The following is a 22,266-nucleotide window of genomic DNA, read 5'->3' on the forward strand; positions in this document are numbered from 1 at the left end:
GCGTCAACCCTCCCGGTGGGCCCGGGTCGCCGATGCCTGGTCGCGGGGGCGGATGACGATCTGGTCGAGGTCGACGTGCGGCGGCCGCGAGGCCACGAACCCGATCACCTCGGCGATGTCGGCTGCGGTCAGCGGAGTCAGGCCGGAATAGACAGCGTCGGCGCGGTCACGGTCACCGTCGAAGCGCACCAGGGAGAACTCGGTGTCCACCATGCCGGGAGCGATTTCGGTGAGCCGCACCGGCTTTCCCAGCAGTTCGCCGCGCAAGGTGCGATGCAGTGCGCTCTGGGCGTGCTTGGCCGAGGTGTATCCGGCGCCGCCGTCATAGATTTCGAACGCCGCGATCGAGGTCACCGTGACCACCAGGCCATCGCCGGACGCCACGAGTTTCGGCATCAGCGCGCGCGTCACCTGCAGGGTGCCCAGCACGTTGGTCTCCCACATCCAGCGCCAGTGCTCGAGATCGGCCTGCTCCACCGACGCCAGCCCTCTGGCGCCGCCGGCGTTGTTGACCAGCACGTTTACTGAGCCGCCGACCCGGTCGCATGCCTCGGCCAGTGCCGCGACCGCCACCGGGTCAGTGACGTCCGTCACTATGGCGGTGCCGCCGATCTCGTCGGCCAGCGCCATGAGCCGGTCGGCGCGACGGGCCGCAGCGATCACATGAAAGCCTTGTGCGGCAAGGGTTCTCGCGGTCGCCTCGCCGATGCCTGAGCTGGCGCCGGTGACCACGGCAATGCGCTGATCGCGCGCAGGTGTCGTCATCGCGTCAACCTTAGTGATCGTGATAGATTCTCAGCTATGTCTCGCAGTGCCCGCTTTCTGACAGCGGTCTGTCTGGTCGCCCACGGCGCGTGTTGTCGCGCGTGTTCCTGCGCCTGACCTGCTGCGATTAGCGCTCCTTAGGAGAATCCGCCGGGTCGTAGGCGTAAACGGCTCTCATTCGGATTTTTCTCCAGACAAGGACATCGCGTGCGTACTACCTCTCTCACCGCTCACCTGGCCAGCCACCGCACCGGCCGCCTCCGTTCCCACCCGCGGGTAGTAGCCCCGGCCCTGCAGCTGGCCGACAGCGCCGGTGCCGAGGTCTTCGCCGCGGTTCGCCAGCACGGCCCCGTCGCGCGTGAAGCCATCGCGGGCGCCACCTCGCTGAGTGTGGCGACCGTCAACCGCCAGGTCAGTGCGCTTCTGGAAGCCGGACTGCTGCTGGAGCGCGCCGACCTGGCCACGTCCGGGGCGATCGGACGGCCGCGTCGGCCGGTGGTGGTCAACCACGAACCGTTCCTCACCCTGGGCCTGCACATCGGGGCCAAGACCACCAGCATCGTGGCCACCGATCTGCTCGGCCGCACGCTCGACGTCGTCGAAACTCCGACGCCGAACAACGGTGCGACGCCGGCGCTGGCGTCGCTGGCCGCCAGCGCCAGTCGGTATCTGACGCGCTGGCAGAAGCGCCGGCCGCTCTGGGTCGGCGTGGCGACCGGTGGCGCAGTGGACGGGGCCACCGGCCACGTCGACCACCCGCGGCTGGGCTGGACGGCGGCGCCGGTCGGGCCGGTGCTGGCCGAAGCGCTGGGCCTGCCCGTATCGGTGGCCTCCCACGTGGACGCGATGGCCGGGGCGGAACTTCTGTTCGGAGTGCGGCGGCCCACGGCGAACAGCACCACCAGCCTCTACGTCTACGCCCGCGAAACGGTCGGCTACGCCCTGGTGATCGGCGGCCGGGTGCACAGCCCGGCCAGTGGTCCCGGCACCATCGCCGGTCTGCCGGTCTACTCCGAACTGCTCGGGGGCACCGGACATCTCGAGTCCACCGTCAGCGATGAGGCGGTGTTGACCGCGGCTCGTCGGCTGCGGCTCCTGCCGGAGGGCAAGGGCGCGGTGTCGGCGGCGGTGACCACTCTGGTGCGCGAGGCGCGCGGCGGCGACGAGCGAGCCGTGGCACTGCTGACCGAGCGGGCCCGCGCACTGGGCGAAGCGGTGGCGCTGCTGCGCGACGTACTCAACCCCGACGACCTGGTGGTCGGCGGCCAGGGTTTCACCGAGTACCCCGAGGGCATGGCCGAGGTGGAGCGGGCCTTCGCGCAGCGCTCGGTGTTGTCAGCGCGCAGCATCCGCGTCACCGCATTCGGCAACCGCGTCCAAGAAGCCGGCGCCGGCACCGTTTCCCTGGGCGGGCTCTACGCCGACCCGGTCGGGGCGATGCGGCGTTCCCGCGGGCCGGTCGCCCGCGTGGTCCCGGAAGTGTCCGCCTGACCGAACCTGTAAAGATGACGGGGTGGGCTATGGCGTCGGAGGGGTCGCAGGCAGCAGAGCCGATGTGCACCGGGTAGCGCTGCTGTCGGTACACACCTCGCCGCTGGCCCAGCCCGGCACCGGCGATGCCGGCGGAATGAACGTCTACGTCCTGCAGAGCGCACTGCATCTGGCCCGCCGCGGGGTGGCCGTGGAAGTGTTCACCCGCGCGACGTCGTCGATCGATCCGCCGGTACAACACGTCGCGCCAGGCGTGTTGGTGCGCAACGTGGTGGCCGGGCCGTTCGAAGGCCTGGACAAGAACGACCTGCCCACCCAGCTGTGCGCGTTCGCTGCCGGGGTGCTGCGCGCCGAGGCAGCCCACGAGCCCGGCTACTACGACGTCGTACATTCGCACTACTGGCTGTCGGGTCAGGTCGGCTGGCTGGCCGCGGACCGGTGGGCGGTGCCGCTGGTGCACACCGCGCACACCCTGGCCGGGGTGAAGAACGCCGCGCTGGCCGCCGGGGACGCCCCGGAACCGCCGCTGCGCACGGTCGGCGAGCAGCAGGTCGTCGATGCCGCGGACCGGCTGATCGTCAACACCGACGACGAAGCACAGCAACTCGTCGCCCTGCATGCGGCGGACCCGCGCCGGATCGACGTGGCGCACCCGGGCGTCGACCTGGAGGTGTTTCGGCCCGGCGACAAGCTGGCGGCCCGGCAGACGCTGGGGTTGTCGGCAGGCGAACCGATCGTGGCGTTCGTCGGCCGCATCCAGCCGCTCAAGGCGCCCGACATCCTGCTGCGCGCGGCCGCGAAACTGCCCGGGGTACGGGTGGTGGTGGCCGGTGGTCCGTCGGGCAGCAGCGGTCTGGCCGAACCGGGCGGCCTGGTTCGGCTGGCGGCCGAACTGGGTATCGGTGACAGGGTGACGTTCCTGCCGCCGCAGTCCCGTGAGGATCTGGCGACGCTGTTCCACGCCGCCGACCTGGTGGCCGTGCCGAGCTACTCCGAATCGTTCGGTCTGGTGGCGCTGGAGGCGCAGGCCTGCGGGACGCCGGTGGTGGCCGCGGCCGTCGGCGGTTTGCCGGTGGCCGTGCGCGACGGGGTCACCGGACGATTGGTCGACGGGCACGGGACCGACGCCTGGGCAACGGCTCTCGATGAGCTACTGCGGTTGGGTTCGGGACCTCGCGGATGGGCGATGCGCCGGGCCGCGGTCAGCCACGCGGCGCAGTTCTCCTGGGAGCGCACCGTGGACGCCCAGTTGGCCAGTTATAGCCACGCCATAGCAGACTTCGCCGCGGCTCGGGGAGGGCGGATGCGGGTGCTCGGATCCGCGCGGCGGCCTCGCCGCTGGCCGACGCGGCGCGGGGCGCGCGCGTGAACCGGGGCGACGTCCAGGAGCTCATCGAGCGCACGCTGCAGGCCGCCGAGCTCACCTACTCACCGACGCCGGGCTCCCACGGCGGGCTGCCGGGGCTGGTCGTGGAGCTGCCCGGCGAGCGCAAACTCAAGACCAACACCATCCTCAGCATCGGCGAGCACTCGGTGCGTGTCGAGGCGTTCGTCTGTCGCCAACCCGACGAGAACCACGCCGGCGTCTACCGCCACCTGCTCAAGCGCAACCGCCGGCTGTACGGGGTGGCCTACACCCTCGACAACGTCGGCGACATCTACCTGGTCGGCCGGATCTCGCTGGCGTCGGTGACCGCTGAGGAGATCGACCGGGTGCTCGGGCAGGTGCTCGAAGCCGTCGACTTCGACTTCAACACGTTGCTGGAGTTGGGATTTGCCACTTCGATCCAGAAGGAATGGGAGTGGCGGGTGTCCACCGGGCAGTCGCTGAAGAACCTGCGCGCCTTTGAGCATTTGATCGACGGCGGCGGTGACTGAGACACTGGCGGCCATGTCTGACTCTGCCACCCTGGTGCTATTGCGCCACGGCGAAAGCGAATGGAACGCCAGCAACCAGTTCACCGGTTGGATGGACGTCAACCTGACCGACAAGGGCCGCACCGAGGCGATCCGCGCCGGCTCACTGCTGGTCGAGCACGACCTGCTTCCGGACGTGGTCTACACCTCGCTGTTGCGCCGGGCCATCACCACCGCGAACCTGGCGCTGGACGCCGCCGACCGGCACTGGATCCCGGTGCACCGCACCTGGCGGCTCAATGAGCGCCACTACGGCGCGCTGCAGGGTCTGGACAAGGCCGCCACCAAGGCGCGCTACGGCGACGACCAGTTCATGACGTGGCGGCGCAGCTACGACACCCCGCCGCCGATGATCGAGGCCGGCAGCCGGTACAGCCAGGACACCGACCCCCGTTACGCCGACATCGGCGGTGGCCCGCTGACCGAGTGCCTGGCAGACGTGGTGGCGCGCTTCCTGCCGTATTACACCGACGTCGTCATCCCGGACCTGCGGTGCGGCAAGACAGTGCTGATCGCGGCGCACGGCAACTCGCTGCGGGCACTGGTGAAGTACCTCGACGGAATGTCGGACGAGGATGTCGTCGGGCTGAACATCCCGACCGGCATCCCGTTGCGGTACGACTTGGATGCCGACCTGCGCCCGAAGGTTGCCGGCGGGGTCTATCTGGACCCCGAGGCCGCGGCCGCCGGTGCTGCAGCGGTCGCCAGCCAGGGCGCCAAGTAGCGGTTTTGGGTCCGCCCAGTGTGAATGCCGGGTGGAGACCGGGTGAAATCTTCGCGTTGAATTCACATTCGGCGCACGTCACGGTCGAACGCTGGTCAGCTCACGGTGCCGGACTAAGTACGATTTTGCCGTGGCTGCGACCTCGGCGCTGACGCTTGCTGCGGCGTCGGCGATTCCTGCGCTGGCGGCAGGCGTGGCCGCCGGCGTGTGGCTGTCGCCGCGACTGGCCGAGCGACGCCGCAAGGCGGCGACCGAGCGATCCGGGATCACCGTTGCGGAGATGCTGCGGCAGATCGTGTCGCACGCCTCGCTGGGGATCGCGGTGGTGGATTCGCACCGCGACGTCGTCTACCTCAACGAGCGCGCCACCGAGCTGGGACTGGTGCACGGCCGGCTGCTCGACGACGAGGCCTGGGCGGCCGCGCAACGCGCCCTGGCCGGCGACGACGAAGTCGTCTTCGACTTGACGGTGGCCAAGCGGGCTCCCGGGGCCACCCGGTCGGATCTGTCGGCCGTGCGCGGCTACGCCCGGTTGCTGTCGGAAGAGGATCGCCGGTTCGCCGTGGTGATCGTTGACGACCAGTCCGAGCAGGCCCGTATGGAGGCCAGCCGGCGCGACTTCGTGGCCAACGTCAGCCATGAGCTGAAAACGCCGGTGGGAGCGATGGGGCTGCTCGCCGAGGCACTGCTGGCGTCGGCTGATGACCCCGAGGCGGTACGCCCGTTCGCCGAGCGGGTGTTGGTGGAGGCCAACCGGCTCGCCAGCATGATCGGTGAGCTGATCGAGCTGTCCCGGCTGCAGGGCGCCGACCCGCTGCCGGACCTGGGCGTCGTCGACGTCGACGCGGTGGTCAACGAGGCGATCTCGCGGCACAAGGTGGCCGCCGACAACGCCGAGATCACGATCACCACCGATGCGCCGAGCGGGCTACGCGTGCTCGGCGACGAACCACTACTGGTCACCGCCCTGGCCAACCTGGTGTCCAATGCGATCGCCTACTCACCGCACGGTTCCCCGGTGTCGATCAGCCGGCGTCGCCGCGAGGGGTTCGTCGAGATCGCCGTGACCGACCGCGGCATCGGTATTGCGCCCAAGGACCAGCAGCGGGTGTTCGAACGGTTCTTCCGCAGCGACAAGGCCCGCTCGCGGGCCACCGGGGGCACCGGTCTGGGATTGGCGATCGTCAAACACGTGGCGGCCAACCACAACGGCACCATCACGTTGTGGAGCCAGCCGGGCACCGGATCTACGTTTACCTTGGCGATTCCCGCATACCAAGGCAGTGTGGACCAGAAGAGGGACGAGCAGTGATGACACCCACTATCGATAATGCAGAGGGTAGCTACGGCGAAGGGCAGCGCTGATGACACATGTCTTGATCGTTGAGGACGAGGAATCGCTCGCCGACCCGTTGGCGTTTCTGCTGCGTAAGGAAGGTTTCGAGGCCACCGTGGTGGGCGACGGAACCGCCGCTTTGGCCGAATTCGACCGGGCCGGCGCCGACATCGTGCTGCTGGATCTGATGCTGCCGGGGATGTCGGGCACCGACGTCTGCAAACAGTTGCGCGCGCGTTCCAGCGTGCCGGTGATTATGGTCACTGCCCGCGACAGCGAGATCGACAAGGTCGTCGGCCTGGAATTGGGCGCCGACGACTATGTGACCAAGCCGTATTCGGCCCGCGAGTTGATCGCCCGCATCCGGGCGGTGTTGCGCCGCGGCGGTGACGATGAGGGTGGCGTCGGCGAGGGCGTGTTGGAGTCCGGCCCGGTGCGCATGGATGTCGAGCGGCATGTGGTGATGGTGAACGGCGAGCAGATTACCTTGCCGCTCAAGGAATTCGACCTGCTCGAGTACCTGATGCGCAACACCGGTCGTGTGCTGACCCGCGGTCAGTTGATCGACCGGGTCTGGGGTGCGGATTACGTCGGCGACACCAAAACGCTGGATGTCCACGTCAAAAGACTTCGGTCCAAGATCGAGGCCGACCCTGCCAATCCAGTGCACCTGGTTACCGTGCGTGGCCTCGGGTACAAGCTGGAGGGCTAAGCCCCTCGGGCCCTCCTGCGCCCTCCCGATAGCCCCTTGATGGGGTCTCCTAACTTGCTCGGCGGGGTCGTCGTCGCCGAAAATCACGGACTGGACGCCTGACTCCTTAAGGTAGCCTTAATCAAGGTTGCCTACGGAATCCTTGGGCCCCATCCAGAACCCTTCTTCGCCAGTAACACGGGAGACGCGATCGATGAGCGGGCCGGACAGCACAGTGCATACCCTGCGCACGTTGGTTGACCTGCTGACGCAGCGCGCGGCGAAGTACGGCGAAAATCTGGCGTTCACCTTCTCGCGTGACGGCGACGAGAACGAGACCAGTCAGGTGACCTACCGGGAGCTGGACCGGCGTGCCCGCCAGATCGCCGCTGACCTGCAGAGTCAGGGCGCAGTCGGTGAACGCGTGCTGGTGTTGTGCCCCCCGGGACTGGACTTCCTCGCCAGCTTCTTCGGCTGTCTGTACGCCGGAGCCATCGCGATCCCGGTGCATCCGCCCATGCGCGAACACCTGCTGCCGCGCGTCGAGTCGATCATCGCCGACGTCCAGCCCGGCTACGCCCTCACCACCAGCGAGATCGAACCCAAGATCAAGCCCGCGATCGATGGACTGCCCGGCGGGCAGGCGCTGCGCTGGACGATCACCGACAGCGACGACACCGGCAGCGAGGCGTCCTGGGTGCCGCCGCAGATCGACGGCGACAGCATCGCGATGCTGCAGTACACCTCCGGGTCGACCAGTGCGCCCAAGGGCGTCGTGCTGACCCACGGCAACCTGGTGCACAACCTGTTGACCATCGCCGAGGCCTGGGGAGCCAACCCCGACATGCCGCATGTGACCGGCGTGTTCTGGCTGCCGCCTTACCACGACATGGGTCTGATCGGCGGCCTGCTCGAAACGATCTACGTCGCGGGCCATTCGGTCCTGATGCCGCCGACGGCGTTCATCAAACGGCCGATGCGGTGGCTGGAGGCGATCTCGCGGCACCGCGCGATGATCACTGCGGCGCCGAACTTCGCCTTCGACCTGTGCGTCGAGCTGAGCACCCCCCAGGAGCGCGCCGCGCTCGACCTGTCCAACTGGACGGTGGCGCTGTGCGGTGCCGAACCGGTGCGCACCGCCACCCTGGACGGGTTCGCCGAACTGTTCGGGCCGTCCGGGTTCCGGGCCGAGTCGTTCTACCCGGTGTACGGGCTGGCTGAAGGCACGCTGCTGGTGTCGGGTGGTTCGGACCTGCCGGTGCCGATGGTGCAGCACATCGACCGGGTCGCCCTGGGCGACAACCGGGTCATCGACGTCGCCGCCGATGACCCCAACGTGGCGACCATGGTCGGCTGCGGCAAGCCACGCGGCGGCCAACGGGTGATCATCGTCGACCCCGAGACCCGTCTGCAGTGCGCCGCAGACCAAGTCGGCGAGATCTGGGTCGCCGGAGGCAGCGTTGCGCACGGCTACTGGGGAGCACCGGAACTGTCCGCGGAGACGTTCTCCGCGACGCTGGCCGACACTGGTGAGGGCCCGTTCCTGCGCACCGGCGACCTGGGATTCCTGCATTCCGGGGAATTGTTCGTCACCGGGCGCCGCAAAGATCTGATCATCATCCGCGGCACCAACCACTACCCCAACGACATCGAACTGACCGTTCAGAACACCAATCCGGCGCTGCTGCGCGGCCGCGGTGCGGTGTTCTCGATCGCTCCGGAACCGGGCGCGGCCGAGCAACTGGTCGTGGTCCAAGAAGTGGACCCCAGCCGACTGAGCGGGGAGCAGGCCGACGAGGCCATGCAGATCATCCGCACCGCGGTCACCGAGAATCACTCGGTTCGCACCCACGCCGTCGTGCTGGTCCAGCCGTTGCAGCTGCCCACCACCTCCAGTGGGAAGATCCAGCGCAGCGCGTGCAAGCAGCAGTACCTCGACGGCGAGCTGCCGGTGGTGGCGCAGTGGCCTGCTAAGGCCCCCGAGTCCCCCGCGGCGCCGCAGCCGCAGGCCCCGGCCGAGGCGCCGGCCGAATCGGGCGCCCACGGCGCGGCCGAGATCAGTGCCTGGCTTATCGAGCGGTTGGCCCAAGACCTCGAGTTGCCGATCGCCGAGATCGACCCGGCCAAGCCGTTCGCGTTCTACGGCCTGGACTCCATCCACGCGGTCCGGCTCTCCAGCGCCCTCGAGCAGTGGCTGGGCTGCGAGCTGGCCCCCACCATCGCCTACGAATACCCCTCGATCGACATCCTGTCGGCGCACTTGGCCCGGGTGGCCGGGAAAACTCCGGCGGTCCCGGATGCTGCGGCTGCCGCCGAGCGCGCCGAACGGCCCGCCGCCGACGAGCCGATCGCGATCGTCGGTATCGGCTGCCGATTCCCGGGTGCTGACGGGCCGGAGGAATTCTGGCGGCTGCTGTCGGGCGGGGCGGACGCCACCAGCGACGTCCCGGCCGACCGCTGGGACGTCGACGCCTTCTACAACCCCGACCCCTCGGTCCCAGGGACTGCGGTCACCCGCCGCGGTGGCTTCCTGGGCCAGGTCGACCAATTCGACTTCCAGTTCTTCGGGATCTCGCCGCGCGAGTCGGCGCAGATGGACCCGCAGCAGCGGCTGCTGCTCGAGGTGGCGTGGGAGGCGCTGGAAGACGCCGGCCAGGTACCGGATGAGCTGGCCGGCAGCCGCACCGGCGTTTTCGTCGGCATCTCCACCAACGACTACGGCTTCCTGCGGCTGGGCCAGCCGCAGCTTGTCGATGCCTACACCGGCACCGGCAACGCGCTGAGCATCGCCGCTAACCGGTTGTCCTACACATTCGACTTCCACGGCCCGAGCATGTCGATCGACACCGCCTGTTCGTCCTCCCTGGTGGCAGTCGACCTGGCGTGCCGCAGTCTGCGCGACGGCGAGTGCTCCATGGCACTGGCCGCCGGGGTGAACGTGATCCTGTCGCCGGCGCTGGCGATCAACTTTTCCAAGGCCCGGGTGATGGCGCCCGATGGCCGCTGCAAGACGTTCGACGCCGACGCCGACGGCTATGTCCGCGGCGAGGGCGCCGGAGTGGTCGTGCTCAAGCCGCTGTCCCGGGCGCTGGAGGACAACGACCCGGTGTACGCGGTGATCCGCGGCAGTGCCACCAACTCCGACGGCCGGACCAACGGCTTGATCGCCCCCAGCGGCCGGGCGCAGGAGCACGTGGTCGCCGAGGCGTTCCGCCGGGCGGGCCTGCCGGCCGGCGCGGTCCAGTATGTCGAGGCGCACGGCACCGGCACATCGATCGGCGACGCCATCGAGGCCAACGCCTTGGGCACCGCGCTGGCCGAAGGCCGGCCGGAGGGCAGTCGCTGCCTGCTCGGCTCGGTCAAGACCAACATCGGCCACCTGGAGGCGGCCGCCGGTATCGCCGGCCTGATCAAGGTGGCGCTGTCGTTGCAGCACCGGGAGATCCCGGCCAGCCTGAACTACACCGAGCCCAATCCACACATCGGATTCGACCGCCTGCCGCTGGAGGTGGTCCAGAAGCTGACCCCGTGGCCGTCGGGCAGCCGGGCGATCGCCGGGGTCAGCTCGTTCGGGTTCGGCGGCACCAACGCCCACGTTGTGCTCACCGAGGCTCCGCAGGCCCGGAGCAGCTACCCCGACGACACCGCGGCACCGCGCGCCGAACTGTTGGCGCTGTCCGCACGGTCCCCGGAGGCGCTCACGGCGTTGGTCGGCGAGTACGAGATGGCGCTCTTCTCGGGCGGACTCATGGGCGGCGCCGCGCTGACCGACCTCTGCTACACCGCCGGTGCCCGCCGCAGCCACCACGACTACCGGCTCGCGGTGGTCGGTGACTCCCCGGCGGCGATGTTCGAGTCGCTGTCGGCGTACCGGCAGGGCGAATCGCGGCCCGGGTTGTCGGTGGGTCACTGTGCCCCGAGCCGACCCGGCCCGGGTGTGACATTCGTGTTCTCCGGCCAGGGCTCGCAGTGGCACGGCATGGCTCGACAACTGCAGGCCGACGAGCCGGTGTTCGCCGACGCCCTGGCCGCCTGCGACAACGCGCTGTTCCCACATCTGGGGCACTCGATTCTCAAAGAGCTGGCCGCGCAGGACGGTCCAGAAGAGCGTTCCAAGCTCAAAGACATCGGCATCCTGCAACCGACGATCTTCGCGATTCAGGTGGCGCTGGCGGCGCTGTGGCGGTCCTGGGGCGTCGAGCCCGCCGCGGTGGTCGGCCACAGCCTCGGCGAGGCCGCGGCCGCCCATGTCGCGGGCGCGCTGAGCCTCGATGACGCCGCACGGGTGATCTGCGCCCGTGCCCGGATGCTCCGCGGCGTTCGTGGCCGCGGGGCGATGATGGTCACCGAGACCACCATGGCCGAGGCGCAGGAGCTCATCGCCGGCCACGAGCGTGAGGTGGCCGTCGCCGCGAGCAACAGCCACCGCTCGACGGTGCTCGCCGGTGAGCGCACGGTGCTCGAAGCGCTGATGACCAAACTGCAGCAGCGGGATCGGTTCTGCCGCTGGATCGATGTCGACGTCGCCTCGCACAGCCCGCAGATGGAAGCCCTGGGCGCTGGCCTGCGCGGCAGCCTGGTGAAGCTGAAGCCGACCGTCCCGACGGTGCCGATGTACTCGACGGTCACCGGGGAACTGGTTGGCTCCACGCTGCTGGACGCCGACTACTGGGTGGCGAACCTGTGCTCGCCGGTGCGGTTCTCGCCGGCACTGCGGCGGCTGCTCGAGACCGGGCACGACACCTTCGTCGAACTCAGCCCGCACCCCATCCTGCTCACCGGAGCCCGGGAGGACGCCGAGCATCTGCATCGAAGCGCCACCCTGCTGCCCTCGATGCGCCGCGACGACGACGGGCGTTCCACCATGCTCGGCTCGCTGGGCACCCTGTACACCCTGGGGCACCGGGTGGCCTGGGAGCGGATCTACCCGCCAGGCAGCCGCTGTGTTCCGGCCCCGACTTACCCCTGGCAGCGGGTGCACTCCTGGCTCAACGCCGGCTCCTTCGCGGCGCCGCGGCGTGGCGGCGCCGGCGGCAACGGTGGCGGCTGGCGCGGACCGATCCGGTCGGCCGCGCAGCCTGCCACGGTGCTGGCCGAAGTGGACATCACGGCCGTAACCGCGCTGTCGGCTGAGCAGCTGGGCGAGTTGGCGCTGACCGCGGCGGAGGTCGCATTCGGTCCCGGCACCCGCTCGGTCGCCGAGTTGACCCTGCGTGGCGGTCTGGACCAGGCGCGCACCGTGCAGTTCGCCCTGACCGGAGACGCGTTCGACTGCTATGGCAGCACTGGTGCGGACTGGACGCTGTTGGCCACCGGCACCCTTTCTGCCGACCAGTCGCAGGCGCCGACGGTCATCACCGCTCCGGTCGACCCGCGGGACCGTAGCTACCGGATGCGTTGGCAGCCGGCGTCTCTGCCCGTGGACGGTGAAGGCCGGCCTGCCGAGCCCGGCAGCTGGCTGATCCTGTCCGACGGTCCGGTCGCCGACACGCTGCGCGACCACCTCGAGGCGCAGTCGCAGTCCTGCGTGCTGGTGGAACCCGTCGTGGGGCTCCCCGAGATCGAGCGGGTGAGCGCCGATAGCTACCGGGTCGACCCGGCCCGGCCCGAGCACTTCGCCGAGCTGCTGCGCGCCGCGTTCGGCGGCGACCGGCCGCACTGCCGGGGCGTGGTGCACCTGTGGAACCTGCTGGCCGCGGCTGCGGCGGACACGACAGAAGAGTCGCTGGCGACGGCCACCGACCTCGGATCGCTGAGCGTGGTCCATCTGATCCAGGCGCTGACGCTGGCCGGCTGGCCGGAGTCGCCGCGGCTGTGGCTGGTGACGCGCGGGGCGCAGCCGGCCGGGTGGGAAGACGCTGAGTCCCGCCCGCTGTCCGTCGCACAGGCTCCGGTCTGGGGGCTGGGCCGTTCCATCGACCACGAGTACCCCGAGCTGCACGCCACCGGTGTCGACCTGTCCGTCGCCGGCGGCGGTGAAGAGCTGCGGGGCCTGTTCAGCGAGATCTGGTCGGACAGTTCCGAGACGGACGTGGCCCTGCGCGGTCAGCGCCGCTACGTCGCCCGGCTGGAGGCCTACCCGGCAGCGTCGGCTCCGGCGGCCGAGTTCGACCTGAGTGCGGACGCCACCTACCTGGTCACCGGCGGGCTCGGCGCGGTCGGCGGCAAGGTGGCCGGCTGGCTCGTCGAGCGCGGTGCTCGCCACCTGGTTCTGATGGGTCGCAGCGCGCCGTCGGCGACGGCGCAGGCGACGCTGGAGGCCCTGCGTGCCGCCGGCGCCGAGGTGACCGTCGCCCAGGGGGATGTCGCCAAGTCCTCCGACGTCGCCGCGGCACTTGCCAGCATCGGTGCATCGATGCCGCCGCTGCGCGGTGTGGTGCACGCAGCCGGCACCGTCGACGACGCGATTCTGGCGCGACTGGATGCGGCGAAGCTGCGTGCGGTGATGGCGCCTAAGGTCCAGGGCGCGTGGAACCTGCACAGCCTGACCGCGGATATGGAGCTGGACTTCTTCGTGCTGTTCTCCTCGGCGGCCTCGGTGCTGGGTTCACCTGGTGCCGCCAACTACGGCGCCGCGAACGCCTTCCTGGACGCGCTGGCCTGGCATCGCCAGGCCGAAGGCCGGCCGGCGTTGAGCGTCAACTTCGGCCCGTGGGCCGGGTTGGGCATGTTCAGCAACTCGGAGCTGCACCGGCATTTCTCGCACTACGGCGTGGAAGGGCTGTCGGCGGAGAACTACTTCGCGGCGCTGGCGGCGCTGCTGGCCGATGGTGCGACCGAAGCGATGGTGCTCGACATCGACTGGTCGCGGTGGCGTCCGAGCGCACAGTCGCCGCTGCTGCGCGACCTGCAGGCCACGGTGGACAGCGACCAAGGTGCCGGCGCGTCCGGCGGTGGCGTGGCCGGGGGCCTGTTCGATGCGGTTCAGGCCGCCGACGCGCAGGAGCGCCAGCGGCTGCTGGAGACCTACCTGCGTGACCTGGTCGCCGGGAAGCTGGGCCTGGCTCCGGCCAGCCTGGACATCCACGCGCCGCTGAACAGCCTCGGGGTGGATTCGCTGATCACCCTGGAACTTCGCATCCAGGTCGAGCGCGAGCTCGGTATCGTGGTTCCCGTTGCCCGGCTGTTGGACGGGCCCAGCGTGGTGAGCCTGTCCAGCTGGCTCGGTGAGCAGTTGGCCTCCGGACCGGACCAGGCGGTGGCTGACCAAGGAGCCGCAGCGTCGGAGCTTGCCCCGGAAGCCGGGGGAGCAGCCGCGCCCCAGGAAATGGAGTTGCTGGCGCAGGTCACCGAACTCTCCGATGAAGCGGTGGATGCCTTGCTGGCGAAGATGATGGCCGACGATGGGGGCAGCGCGTGACGGAGCGTCCGGACGTGCCCACCGACATCTCCAGCCTGTCGCCGGAGAAAAAGCGTGAGTTGCTTGCCCAGTTGCTGATGGCCAAGGCGCAGGACGCGGCAGCTGAGCATGAGCTGTCCTACGGGCAGCGCTCGATGTGGTTCATGCACCGGCTCGCGCCCGACAGCGCGGCCTACACCGTCGCCTACGCCGGACGCATCGACGGCGGCCTGGATGTGCCGGCCCTGGAGCGGGCCGCGCAGGCGTTGGTGGCCCGGCACCCGATGCTGCGGACCACCTACACCGAACGGGACGGCCAGCCCGTCGCCCTGGTCCACGCACAGTGGCCGCTGCGGATCGCCACGCATCGCATCGGTGCGGACGCGGCCGAACTCGACCGGTGGGTCCAGGCGGAGATCGACCGGCCCTTCGATCTGCGCACCGGCCCGGTGCTGCGGCTGACTCTCCTGCAGCGGCCGGACGACCACGTGCTGCTGCTGACGGTGCACCACATCGCGGTCGACTTCTGGTCCATCGACATCATCCTCGATGAACTGCGTGCGCTCTACGCCGCCGAACACGGAGCCACCCCTCCAGAAGAGACCGCAGACCGCTACGTCGACTACGCCGCTCAGCAGTCCCGGATGCTGGCCGGGCCCGAGGGCGAGCGGCTTTGGGAGTACTGGCATGAGACGCTGGGCGGCGAACTGCCGACCCTGGCCCTGCCCACCGATCGCCCGCGGCCCGCGATCCAGACCTACGACGGTGCGCTGCACCGGTTCAGCGTCGACGCCCAGGTCACCGCCGGGCTCAAGCAGGTGGCGCGGACCGTCGGAGCGACGCCTTACATGACCCTGCTGGCGGCCTATGCGGTGCTTTTGCACCGCTACAGCGGGCAGGACGACCTCATCATCGGTTCGCCGTTCGCCTGCCGCGACCGGGCCGGGCTGATGGGCATGGTCGGCTACGTCACCAACCCGCTGCCGCTGCGTGTCGACGTCAGTGACGACCCGAGCTTTGCTGCGTTGCTGGGGCAGGTCAAAGACACCGTGCTGGGCGCGATCGGCCACCAGGAGTACCCGCTGCCGCTGCTCGTCGAGCGGCTGCGGCCGGTGCGTGACGCCGGGCGCACCCCGCTGTTCCAGGTGTCGTTCGCCTGGCAGCAGGTCCGGCTGTTCGAAGACAACGTGTCGGGTGGGGACGGCGTCCTGCATCTGGAAACCCTCTACATCGGCCAGGGCGGCTCACCCTTCGACATCACCATGCAGGTCGGCGAGCAGGGCCCCGACGACGCTCGGGAACTTCAGCTTGCCCTGCAGTACAACACCGACCTGTTCGACGCCGCGACCATGCAGGCCCTAGCGCAGCACTTCACGCTGCTGCTGACCGAGCTGGCCCAGCCCGGGGCGGCGCAGCTCCCGGTCTCGCAGCTGAGGTTGCTCACCGACGCCGAGCGCGCCGCGCTGGCAGCCTGGAACGACACCGCGGTCGACTACTCGTCCGCTCCGGCCACCCTGCACGAGATGGTCGCCGCAAGCGCCGCGCGCACCCCGGAGGCCGTCGCGGTCAGCTACGACGGCCGCGATATCAGCTATGGCGAACTGGACCGGCGGGCCAACGGGCTGGCACACCGGTTGCGCCAGTTCGGTGTTGGCGCCGGCCCGGGTCCCGCTGTGGTTCCGGTGCTGCTCGAGCGCTCCGAGGACCTGGTGATCGCGCTGCTCGGCGTGCTCAAGGCCGGTGGGGTATTCCTGCCGCTGGACCCCGCGCAGCCCACCGGCCGGATGGAAGCGATGCTCGCCGACGTCCCCGATGCCCCGGTATGCGTCACGCACCGTGAGCATTTGCCGCATGTGCCAACGGGTTTCACCGGTGCCCGGCTGTGCCTGGATCAGCCGTCTACGGCGCCCGCCGAGGAAATGTCGGCTCCCGAGACGGGCACGACGTCCGCAGACCTGGCCTACCTGATGTACACCTCGGGTTCCACCGGGGCGCCCAAGGGCGCGCTGAACAGCCACGCCGGCATTCGCAACCGGCTGCTGTGGATGCAGGACGCCTACCAGCTGACCGCCGAAGACCGGGTGCTGCACAAGACCCCGATCAACTTCGACCCGTTCGTCTGGGAGATCTTCTGGCCGTTGACGGTCGGCGCCCGGGTGGTGATCGCCAAACCCGAGGGCCACAAGGACGCCGCGTACCTGGCGCGCACCATCGTGGAACAGCACGTCACCACAATGCATTTCGTTCCGTCGATGCTGCGCCGGTTCCTCGCGGAACCCCAGGCGGCCTCCTGTACCGGCCTGCGCAAGGTGTTCTGCAGCGGCGAAGCGCTCACCGCGGACCTGCGCGACAGCTTCTTCGCCACGCTGCCCGCCGAGCTGTACAACCTGTACGGCCCGACCGAAGCCGCCATCGACGTCACCCATTTCCATTGTGTGCGTGGGGAAACCGATCCGATCATCCCGATCGGCCGGCCGATCGCCAATATCGCGATCCACTTGCTGGACGCGGTGGGCAACCCGGTTCCGATCGGAGTACCCGGCGAACTGCACATCGGCGGCGTGGGTGTCGGCCGTGGCTACCTGAACCGGCCCGAGGCCACCGCGGCCGCATTCGTGGAAGACCCGTTCAGCTCTGCGCCGGGTGCCTTGCTCTACCGCACCGGCGATCTGGCCCGCTACCGCCCAGACGGCACCATCGAGTATCTGGGCCGTCGCGACGACCAGGTGAAGATCAACGGCTTCCGGATCGAACTCGGTGAGGTGGAGGCCGCGCTGGCCAAACACCCCGGTATCGCCGAGAACGCCGTCGTGGCACGCAAAGACGCCTCCGGCCACACCCAGCTGATCGCCCATATCGTGCCGGTCGCCGCGGCTCCGGGCACGGCCGAGTTGCGCCGCTTCCTGCTGGACCTGGTGCCGGCGGCGATGGTTCCGGCGGTGTTTCGCGCAGGCGATCTGCTGCCGTTGTCGGCCAGCGGCAAGGTGGATCGCCGGGCGCTGCTGGCCCTCGACAAGGACCTGGACGCCGCGCCTACGGTGTTCGTCGCGCCCCGCGACGCCACCGAAGAGGCACTGGCCCAGATCTGGCGCGAGGTGCTCGATGTGGAGCGAGTCGGCGTGACCGATGACTTCTTCGCTCTTGGCGGCGCCTCCACCCAGGCGCTCGAAGTCGCAGTGCGCGTGGGGGAGCTCGGCCTGGAACTGCGGCCGGAGTCCCTGTTCGTCTACGGCACCATCGCTGAGCTGGCCGCCGAGTTCGGCCCGATCGGCGGGGCCGAGGCCGAGCAGGCAGGCGGGCCGCCCGCGCCACAGCCCGAACCCGTGGTGGTCGCGCCCCAGCCTGCTGCAGCGCCCAAGCCGGCCGCGGCACCGGCGATCAAACCCGTGCAGAACGGTCCGGCGCGCAACGTCGTGATCGAGAGCCTCGGCGTGTACCTGCCGCCGCGGGCGGTCTCCACCGAACAGGTCCTGGCCGACTGCGTCAACGAGGTGAAGATCCCGCTGGAGCGACTCACCGGCATCAAGAACCGGCGGATGGCCGGCCAAGACGAGTTCTCGATCGACTTGGGCCGCAAGGCGATCGCCGACTGTTTGTCGCGGTCGAGCTACGCCCCCGAAGAGATCGACCTGGTGATCGCGTGCAACATCTCGCGCTGCGACGGCCCGGAGCACATGTTCACCTTCGAGCCGAGCACCGCGTCGCAGTTCCGTGACCAGCTGGGGCTGACCAACGCCGTCTGCTTCGACATCAACAATGCCTGCGCGGGCATGTTCACCGGCGTGAGCGTGGCCCAGGACTTCCTCAAAACCGGCCTGGTGCGCAACGCGTTGGTGGTCAGTGGCGAATACATCAGCCACATCACCGAAACCGCGCAGCAGGAGATCGAAAGTGCGATGGACCCGCGGCTGGCCTGCCTGACCGTCGGCGACGCCGGCGCGGCCGCGGTGCTCGAACTCGGGCCCAACGACCGGGTCGGTTTCCACGATCTGGATCTGGCCACGTTCAGCGAATTCGCCAAGCTGTGCATCGCCAAGGCCACCGAAGGTCCGCACGGCGGCGCCATCATGGTCACCGACTCGGTCACCCAGACCGCGATCGCGGTAAAGCACTCGGTGCCGTATGTGGCGGCGGTCATGCAGCGGCACGGCTGGCGTCCCGAGACGGCTGATCAGTTGCTCATGCATCAGACCTCCGAGGCGTCGATCAACGACGCCATCCTGACCATCAACCGGGTCTTCGGTGCCGGGGCCGCAAGCCGGGCCAACACCATCTGCAACCTCGCAGAGCGCGGGAACACCGCTACCACGACGCATTTTGTTGCGCTGTATGACTACATCAACGCTGGGCGTATCAACTCCGGTGACAACGTCGTACTGTCCATCACCGGCTCCGGGCAGACCATCGGAACCGGCCTCTACACATTCGACGACCTGCCCGACCGGATGCGGCGGGCCGGCAACGCCCGCTCCGGCAGCGGCACGCGCGGCGGCCGCTCCGGCGGCGGTCGCCGGGAACTCCCGGCGACGCCGCGCGTGCGCATCGAGGGCATCGGCATCGCTCCAGAGGGGCAGACGCCGCCCAGCTCGATCCAGTTCGCCGTCGACGCCGCTACCGCCTGCCTGGCCGACAGCGGTGTCGACCGCACCGACGTCGGCCTGGTGATCCACGCCGGCATCTACCGCGACGACTTCCTGTCCGAGCCGGCCGTCGCGACCCTGGTCGCCGGGGAGGTCGGAATCAACGCCGAGCCGGAGTCCGCGGACGCCCCCAAGACCTTCGCGTTCGACGTCCTCAACGGCGCGGTCGGTTTCCTCAACGGCTGCCATGTGGCGGCCGGCATGATCGGTGCCGGGCGGACCGGACATGCCATGGTGCTGGCCTCCGAAGTGGAGAACAACACGGCGGAGAGCGGGTACCCGCGCAACGGTATCGCCGAGACGGGTTCGGCACTCATGCTGAGCCCCAGCCACGGACCAGAAGGCTTCGGCCGGTTCGTCTTCGGCCACCACCCGGAGTATCGGGGCGCACTGGCTACCTACACCCAGGAGCGCGACGGCCGGATGTGGCTGCGGATCGACCGCGACCCGAACCTGGCCGCGATCTACGTCAGCTGCCTGCCCTCGTCGGTCAAGGAGTTGCTGACGCTGGAGGGTCTGGCGCCCCAGGACATCGCGTTGGTGTTCCCGCCGTACCTGCCCGGTGCGGCCCTCGATGAGCTGGCCGCGCACATCGATGTGGAACGGTCGCGGTTCGTCGACCTCGAAGCGCAGGGCCAGACCAGTGACCCGTTCACCTCGACGCTGCCCTACCAGATCGTCGACGCCCGCCGGCGCGGCCTGGTCAAGCCGGGCGACATCGCGCTGATCATGGCGGTCGGCTCGGGTGTCGAGGTCGCTTGCACGACCTACCGGTTCTGATCGGCATGCGCGCATTCGTCACCGGGGGAACCGGATTCGTCGGCTCGAACCTGGTCGCCGCGCTGTTGGAGCGGGGCATGCAGGTGCGGGTGTTGCGTCGCTCGACCTCGCCGATGGCCGCGCTGGAGGGTTTGGACTGCGAGACCCGAATCGGCGACGTCAATGACGGCGTCGAGGCACTGACCGAGGCGATGGCCGGCTGCGACTGGGTGTTTCACACCGCGGCGATTTCCGACTACTGGCGTTACCGGACGCAGACCCGGCTCTACCGCACCAATGTCGACGGCACCCGCGATATGGCCACCGCCGCTGCGCGCGCCGGGGTTCAGCGATTTGTCTACACCAGTTCACTTGCCGCACTGGGGGTCCCGGAACGGGGACATGAGCTGGTCGAGACCGATGAATTCAACATCCGCCCGAGGCAGTTCCCCTACGCGCACAGCAAGCACCTCGCCGAGGCTGAGCTGCAGAGGGCCGCTGCTGCCGGTCTGCCGGTGGTGATCGTGAACCCGTCCGCGGTCATCGGTCCTCGCGATGTCAACCGCATCGCCAGCGCAATGCTCGTCGAAGCGCAACATGGGCGGTTGTGGTTCGCCGCACCCGGCGGCACCAACTTCGTCTCTGTCGACGATGTCGTGGCCGGCCACATCGCCGCCGCCGAGCGGGGACGCATCGGGGAGCGCTACATCCTGGGTGGGGAAAACCTACTGTTCCGTGAGGCGTTCACGGAAGCCTGCGCGCTCTTCGGGCGTCCCGGGCCGTCGGTGATGTTGCCGCGCTGGTTCATTCCGGTGGCCGCGGCCGGGGTCAGCGTCGCCCGCGTCGTGGTGGGACCGCGGCTGCCGATCGACGCCCGTCAGATGCGGCTGTCGACGGCCGAGATCTTCGCCGACGCCAGCAAGTCGCGTGAGGAGCTGGGGGTGCCGTTCACGCCTTTCCGCACCGCGCTGCGGGCCGGCTACGAGTGGTACCGCGCCAACGGCTATCTGGACTAGCCCAGTCGCCACGGGCATCTAGTCCTCGTCGTCATCCTCGCCGCTGGAGTCCTTGTCGCTCAACAGTTTTTCTGGGTGGTGGTAGTGGTTGGTGCGGGGTTGACCGTGGTCTAGATGCGGTGGGGGCAGGGTTTGGGTGGTGCCGTCGTGGCGTTTGCGGGTTTTCCAGCCGCCGGTGGTGATGAGTTGGTGGTGGGGGCCGCAGCGCAGGGTGAGGTCGGTGATGCCGGTGCGTCTGGTTTTGGCGTAGTCGTTGTCGTGATGCACTTCGCAGTGGTAGCCGGATATGGGGCAGTTGGGGTGCGAGCATCCGCGTTCTTTGGCGTAGAGCACGATGCGTTGGGCGGGGTTGGCGAGGCGTTTGGTGTGGAACAGGGCGAGTTCTTGGGCGCCTTGGTAGATGCGTAGATAGTGGTGGGCGTGAGAAGCCATCGACACCACGTCACGGATGGGTAGCCAGGTGCCCCCGCCGGTGTGGGCTTTGCCGGTGCCGTTTTCCAGGTCGGCCAGGGTGACCGAGACGATGATGGTGGCCGGTAAGCCGTTGTGCTGTCCCAGTTCCCCGGAGGCCAGGAGGGCGCGGCCCATGGCGGTCAGGGCGTCGTGGTTGCGTTGCGCGGCACTGCGGGTGTCGGTGTCGATCTGGGTTTGGGAGGGGGTGCCGCCGGTACAGGGGGTGTCGTCGTGGGGGTTGCACATGCCGGGGGCGGCCCAGCGGGCCAGGACGGCATCAAGGGTGGCGCGGGCTTGGGGGTCGAGGTAGCCCTTGATCGGGCTCATGCCGTCACGGTCTTGGGGGCCGAGGACTACACCGCGGCGTTTGGCGCGGTCGTCTTCGGTGTAGTTGCCGTCGGGGTGCAGGTGGTCGGCGAGGCGTTGGGCGAGTTTGGCGAGTTCGTCGGGGCGACAATCCGTGCCCAATGCGGTGAGGTGTTGTTCGGCTTGGGTCAAGGTGCCGGCATCAACGGTGTCGGGTAGGTAGTGGAAGAACGAGCGGATCACCGCGATGTGGGCGGCGCCGATCTTTCCCGCACGTTGGGCAGTGGCCACGCTCGACAATGTCGGTGCCAGGGTTTCGCCGGTCATGGACCGGCGGGGCCCCAGCTCGGCGGCCTCGGTGATACGCCGGCCGGCTTCACCGCGGGTCAGATGTAACTCGTCTGCCAGCACCCAGCGGGGTTTGCCGCCCAACTCGGCGGGGTCAGTGGCGGCGAGGCGGTTGACCAGCGGGTGCTCCACCGCGGGAAGGCGCCGTCGCAGCCGCTCGCAGCGCCGCAGCAGGGCAAGGCATTCCCGCGGGGTCAGTGCGTCGAAGTCCAGTTCCAGCGCTCGATCCAGGTCAGCGGACAGGGTGTCGAAGACTTCGACGACCGCTTCCCGGGTATTCGAACGCATGTGCTAATAGTAGCGCCGGCCCCCGACAAGCTGCAGAACTTATCCACAACCAAAAATACTGTGACACAAGTGAATACAGTGAAAAATCGAGCGGTGTTGAGATTGCATCTCGGTCCCATTCGCGGCACAGAGGCTAACTAGATATTGCACGAGCATCGGTGTCATCTGCTCTATCGGGGCGTGTCTCATTGAC

Annotated in this window: 11 protein-coding genes; 9 read left to right on the forward strand and 2 right to left on the reverse strand. The window is 69.0% G+C overall.

What is annotated here, in order from left to right; genetic code table 11:
* Positions 1-3: 3 nt before the first annotated feature.
* Positions 4-765: an SDR family NAD(P)-dependent oxidoreductase gene (locus N416_RS0117725; RefSeq protein ID WP_024443442.1), complete on the reverse strand. Its 762-nt coding sequence runs from the start codon at positions 763-765 to the stop codon at positions 4-6.
* A gap of 207 nt (positions 766-972) precedes the next feature.
* Here N416_RS0117725 and N416_RS0117730 point away from each other — a divergent pair, with 207 nt between their 5' ends.
* From N416_RS0117730 to N416_RS0117770, 9 genes are all read left to right on the forward strand, one after another.
* Complete coding sequence (locus tag N416_RS0117730; RefSeq protein ID WP_024443443.1) at positions 973-2,256, forward strand: ROK family protein; 1,284 nt, start codon at positions 973-975, stop codon at positions 2,254-2,256.
* Between the two features lie 22 nt (positions 2,257-2,278).
* Positions 2,279-3,625 carry a D-inositol-3-phosphate glycosyltransferase gene (gene mshA, locus N416_RS0117735; protein WP_231384345.1) on the forward strand — a complete coding sequence of 449 codons (1,347 nt, stop codon included), beginning with the start codon at positions 2,279-2,281 and terminating at the stop codon, positions 3,623-3,625.
* Positions 3,622-4,134 (forward strand): YbjN domain-containing protein, encoded by a 513-nt coding sequence (locus tag N416_RS0117740; RefSeq protein WP_024443445.1) that lies wholly within the window; start codon positions 3,622-3,624, stop codon positions 4,132-4,134. Before mshA ends, N416_RS0117740 begins: the two co-directional genes overlap by 4 nt.
* A gap of 13 nt (positions 4,135-4,147) precedes the next feature.
* Entirely contained in the window at positions 4,148-4,897 is a 750-nt protein-coding gene (locus tag N416_RS0117745; RefSeq protein WP_024443446.1) for a phosphoglyceromutase, read from the forward strand.
* A 130-nt stretch (positions 4,898-5,027) separates the two neighbouring features.
* Entirely contained in the window at positions 5,028-6,209 is a 1,182-nt protein-coding gene (locus N416_RS0117750; RefSeq protein WP_024443447.1) for a cell wall metabolism sensor histidine kinase WalK, read from the forward strand.
* A 52-nt stretch (positions 6,210-6,261) separates the two neighbouring features.
* Entirely contained in the window at positions 6,262-6,945 is a 684-nt protein-coding gene (gene regX, locus N416_RS0117755; protein WP_024443448.1) for a two-component sensory transduction protein RegX, read from the forward strand.
* A 232-nt stretch (positions 6,946-7,177) separates the two neighbouring features.
* Complete coding sequence (locus N416_RS0117760) at positions 7,178-14,284, forward strand: type I polyketide synthase (protein WP_231384346.1); 7,107 nt, start codon at positions 7,178-7,180, stop codon at positions 14,282-14,284.
* The gene (locus tag N416_RS0117765; RefSeq protein WP_024443450.1) at positions 14,281-19,683 is read left to right on the forward strand and encodes a non-ribosomal peptide synthetase; all 5,403 of its coding nucleotides are present in this window, start codon (positions 14,281-14,283) and stop codon (positions 19,681-19,683) included. Before N416_RS0117760 ends, N416_RS0117765 begins: the two co-directional genes overlap by 4 nt.
* A gap of 5 nt (positions 19,684-19,688) precedes the next feature.
* Positions 19,689-20,678, forward strand: a complete 990-nt coding sequence (locus N416_RS0117770) for an NAD-dependent epimerase/dehydratase family protein (protein WP_024443451.1) — start codon at positions 19,689-19,691, stop codon at positions 20,676-20,678.
* An 18-nt stretch (positions 20,679-20,696) separates the two neighbouring features.
* On the opposite strand, the gene N416_RS0117775 is transcribed toward N416_RS0117770, so the two are convergent.
* Positions 20,697-22,073, reverse strand: a complete 1,377-nt coding sequence (locus N416_RS0117775; protein ID WP_024443452.1) for an HNH endonuclease signature motif containing protein — start codon at positions 22,071-22,073, stop codon at positions 20,697-20,699.
* Positions 22,074-22,266 lie beyond the last annotated feature (193 nt).

This window comes from Mycobacterium sp. UM_WGJ (genome assembly GCF_000455125.1).
Lineage (GTDB): Bacteria > Actinomycetota > Actinomycetes > Mycobacteriales > Mycobacteriaceae > Mycobacterium.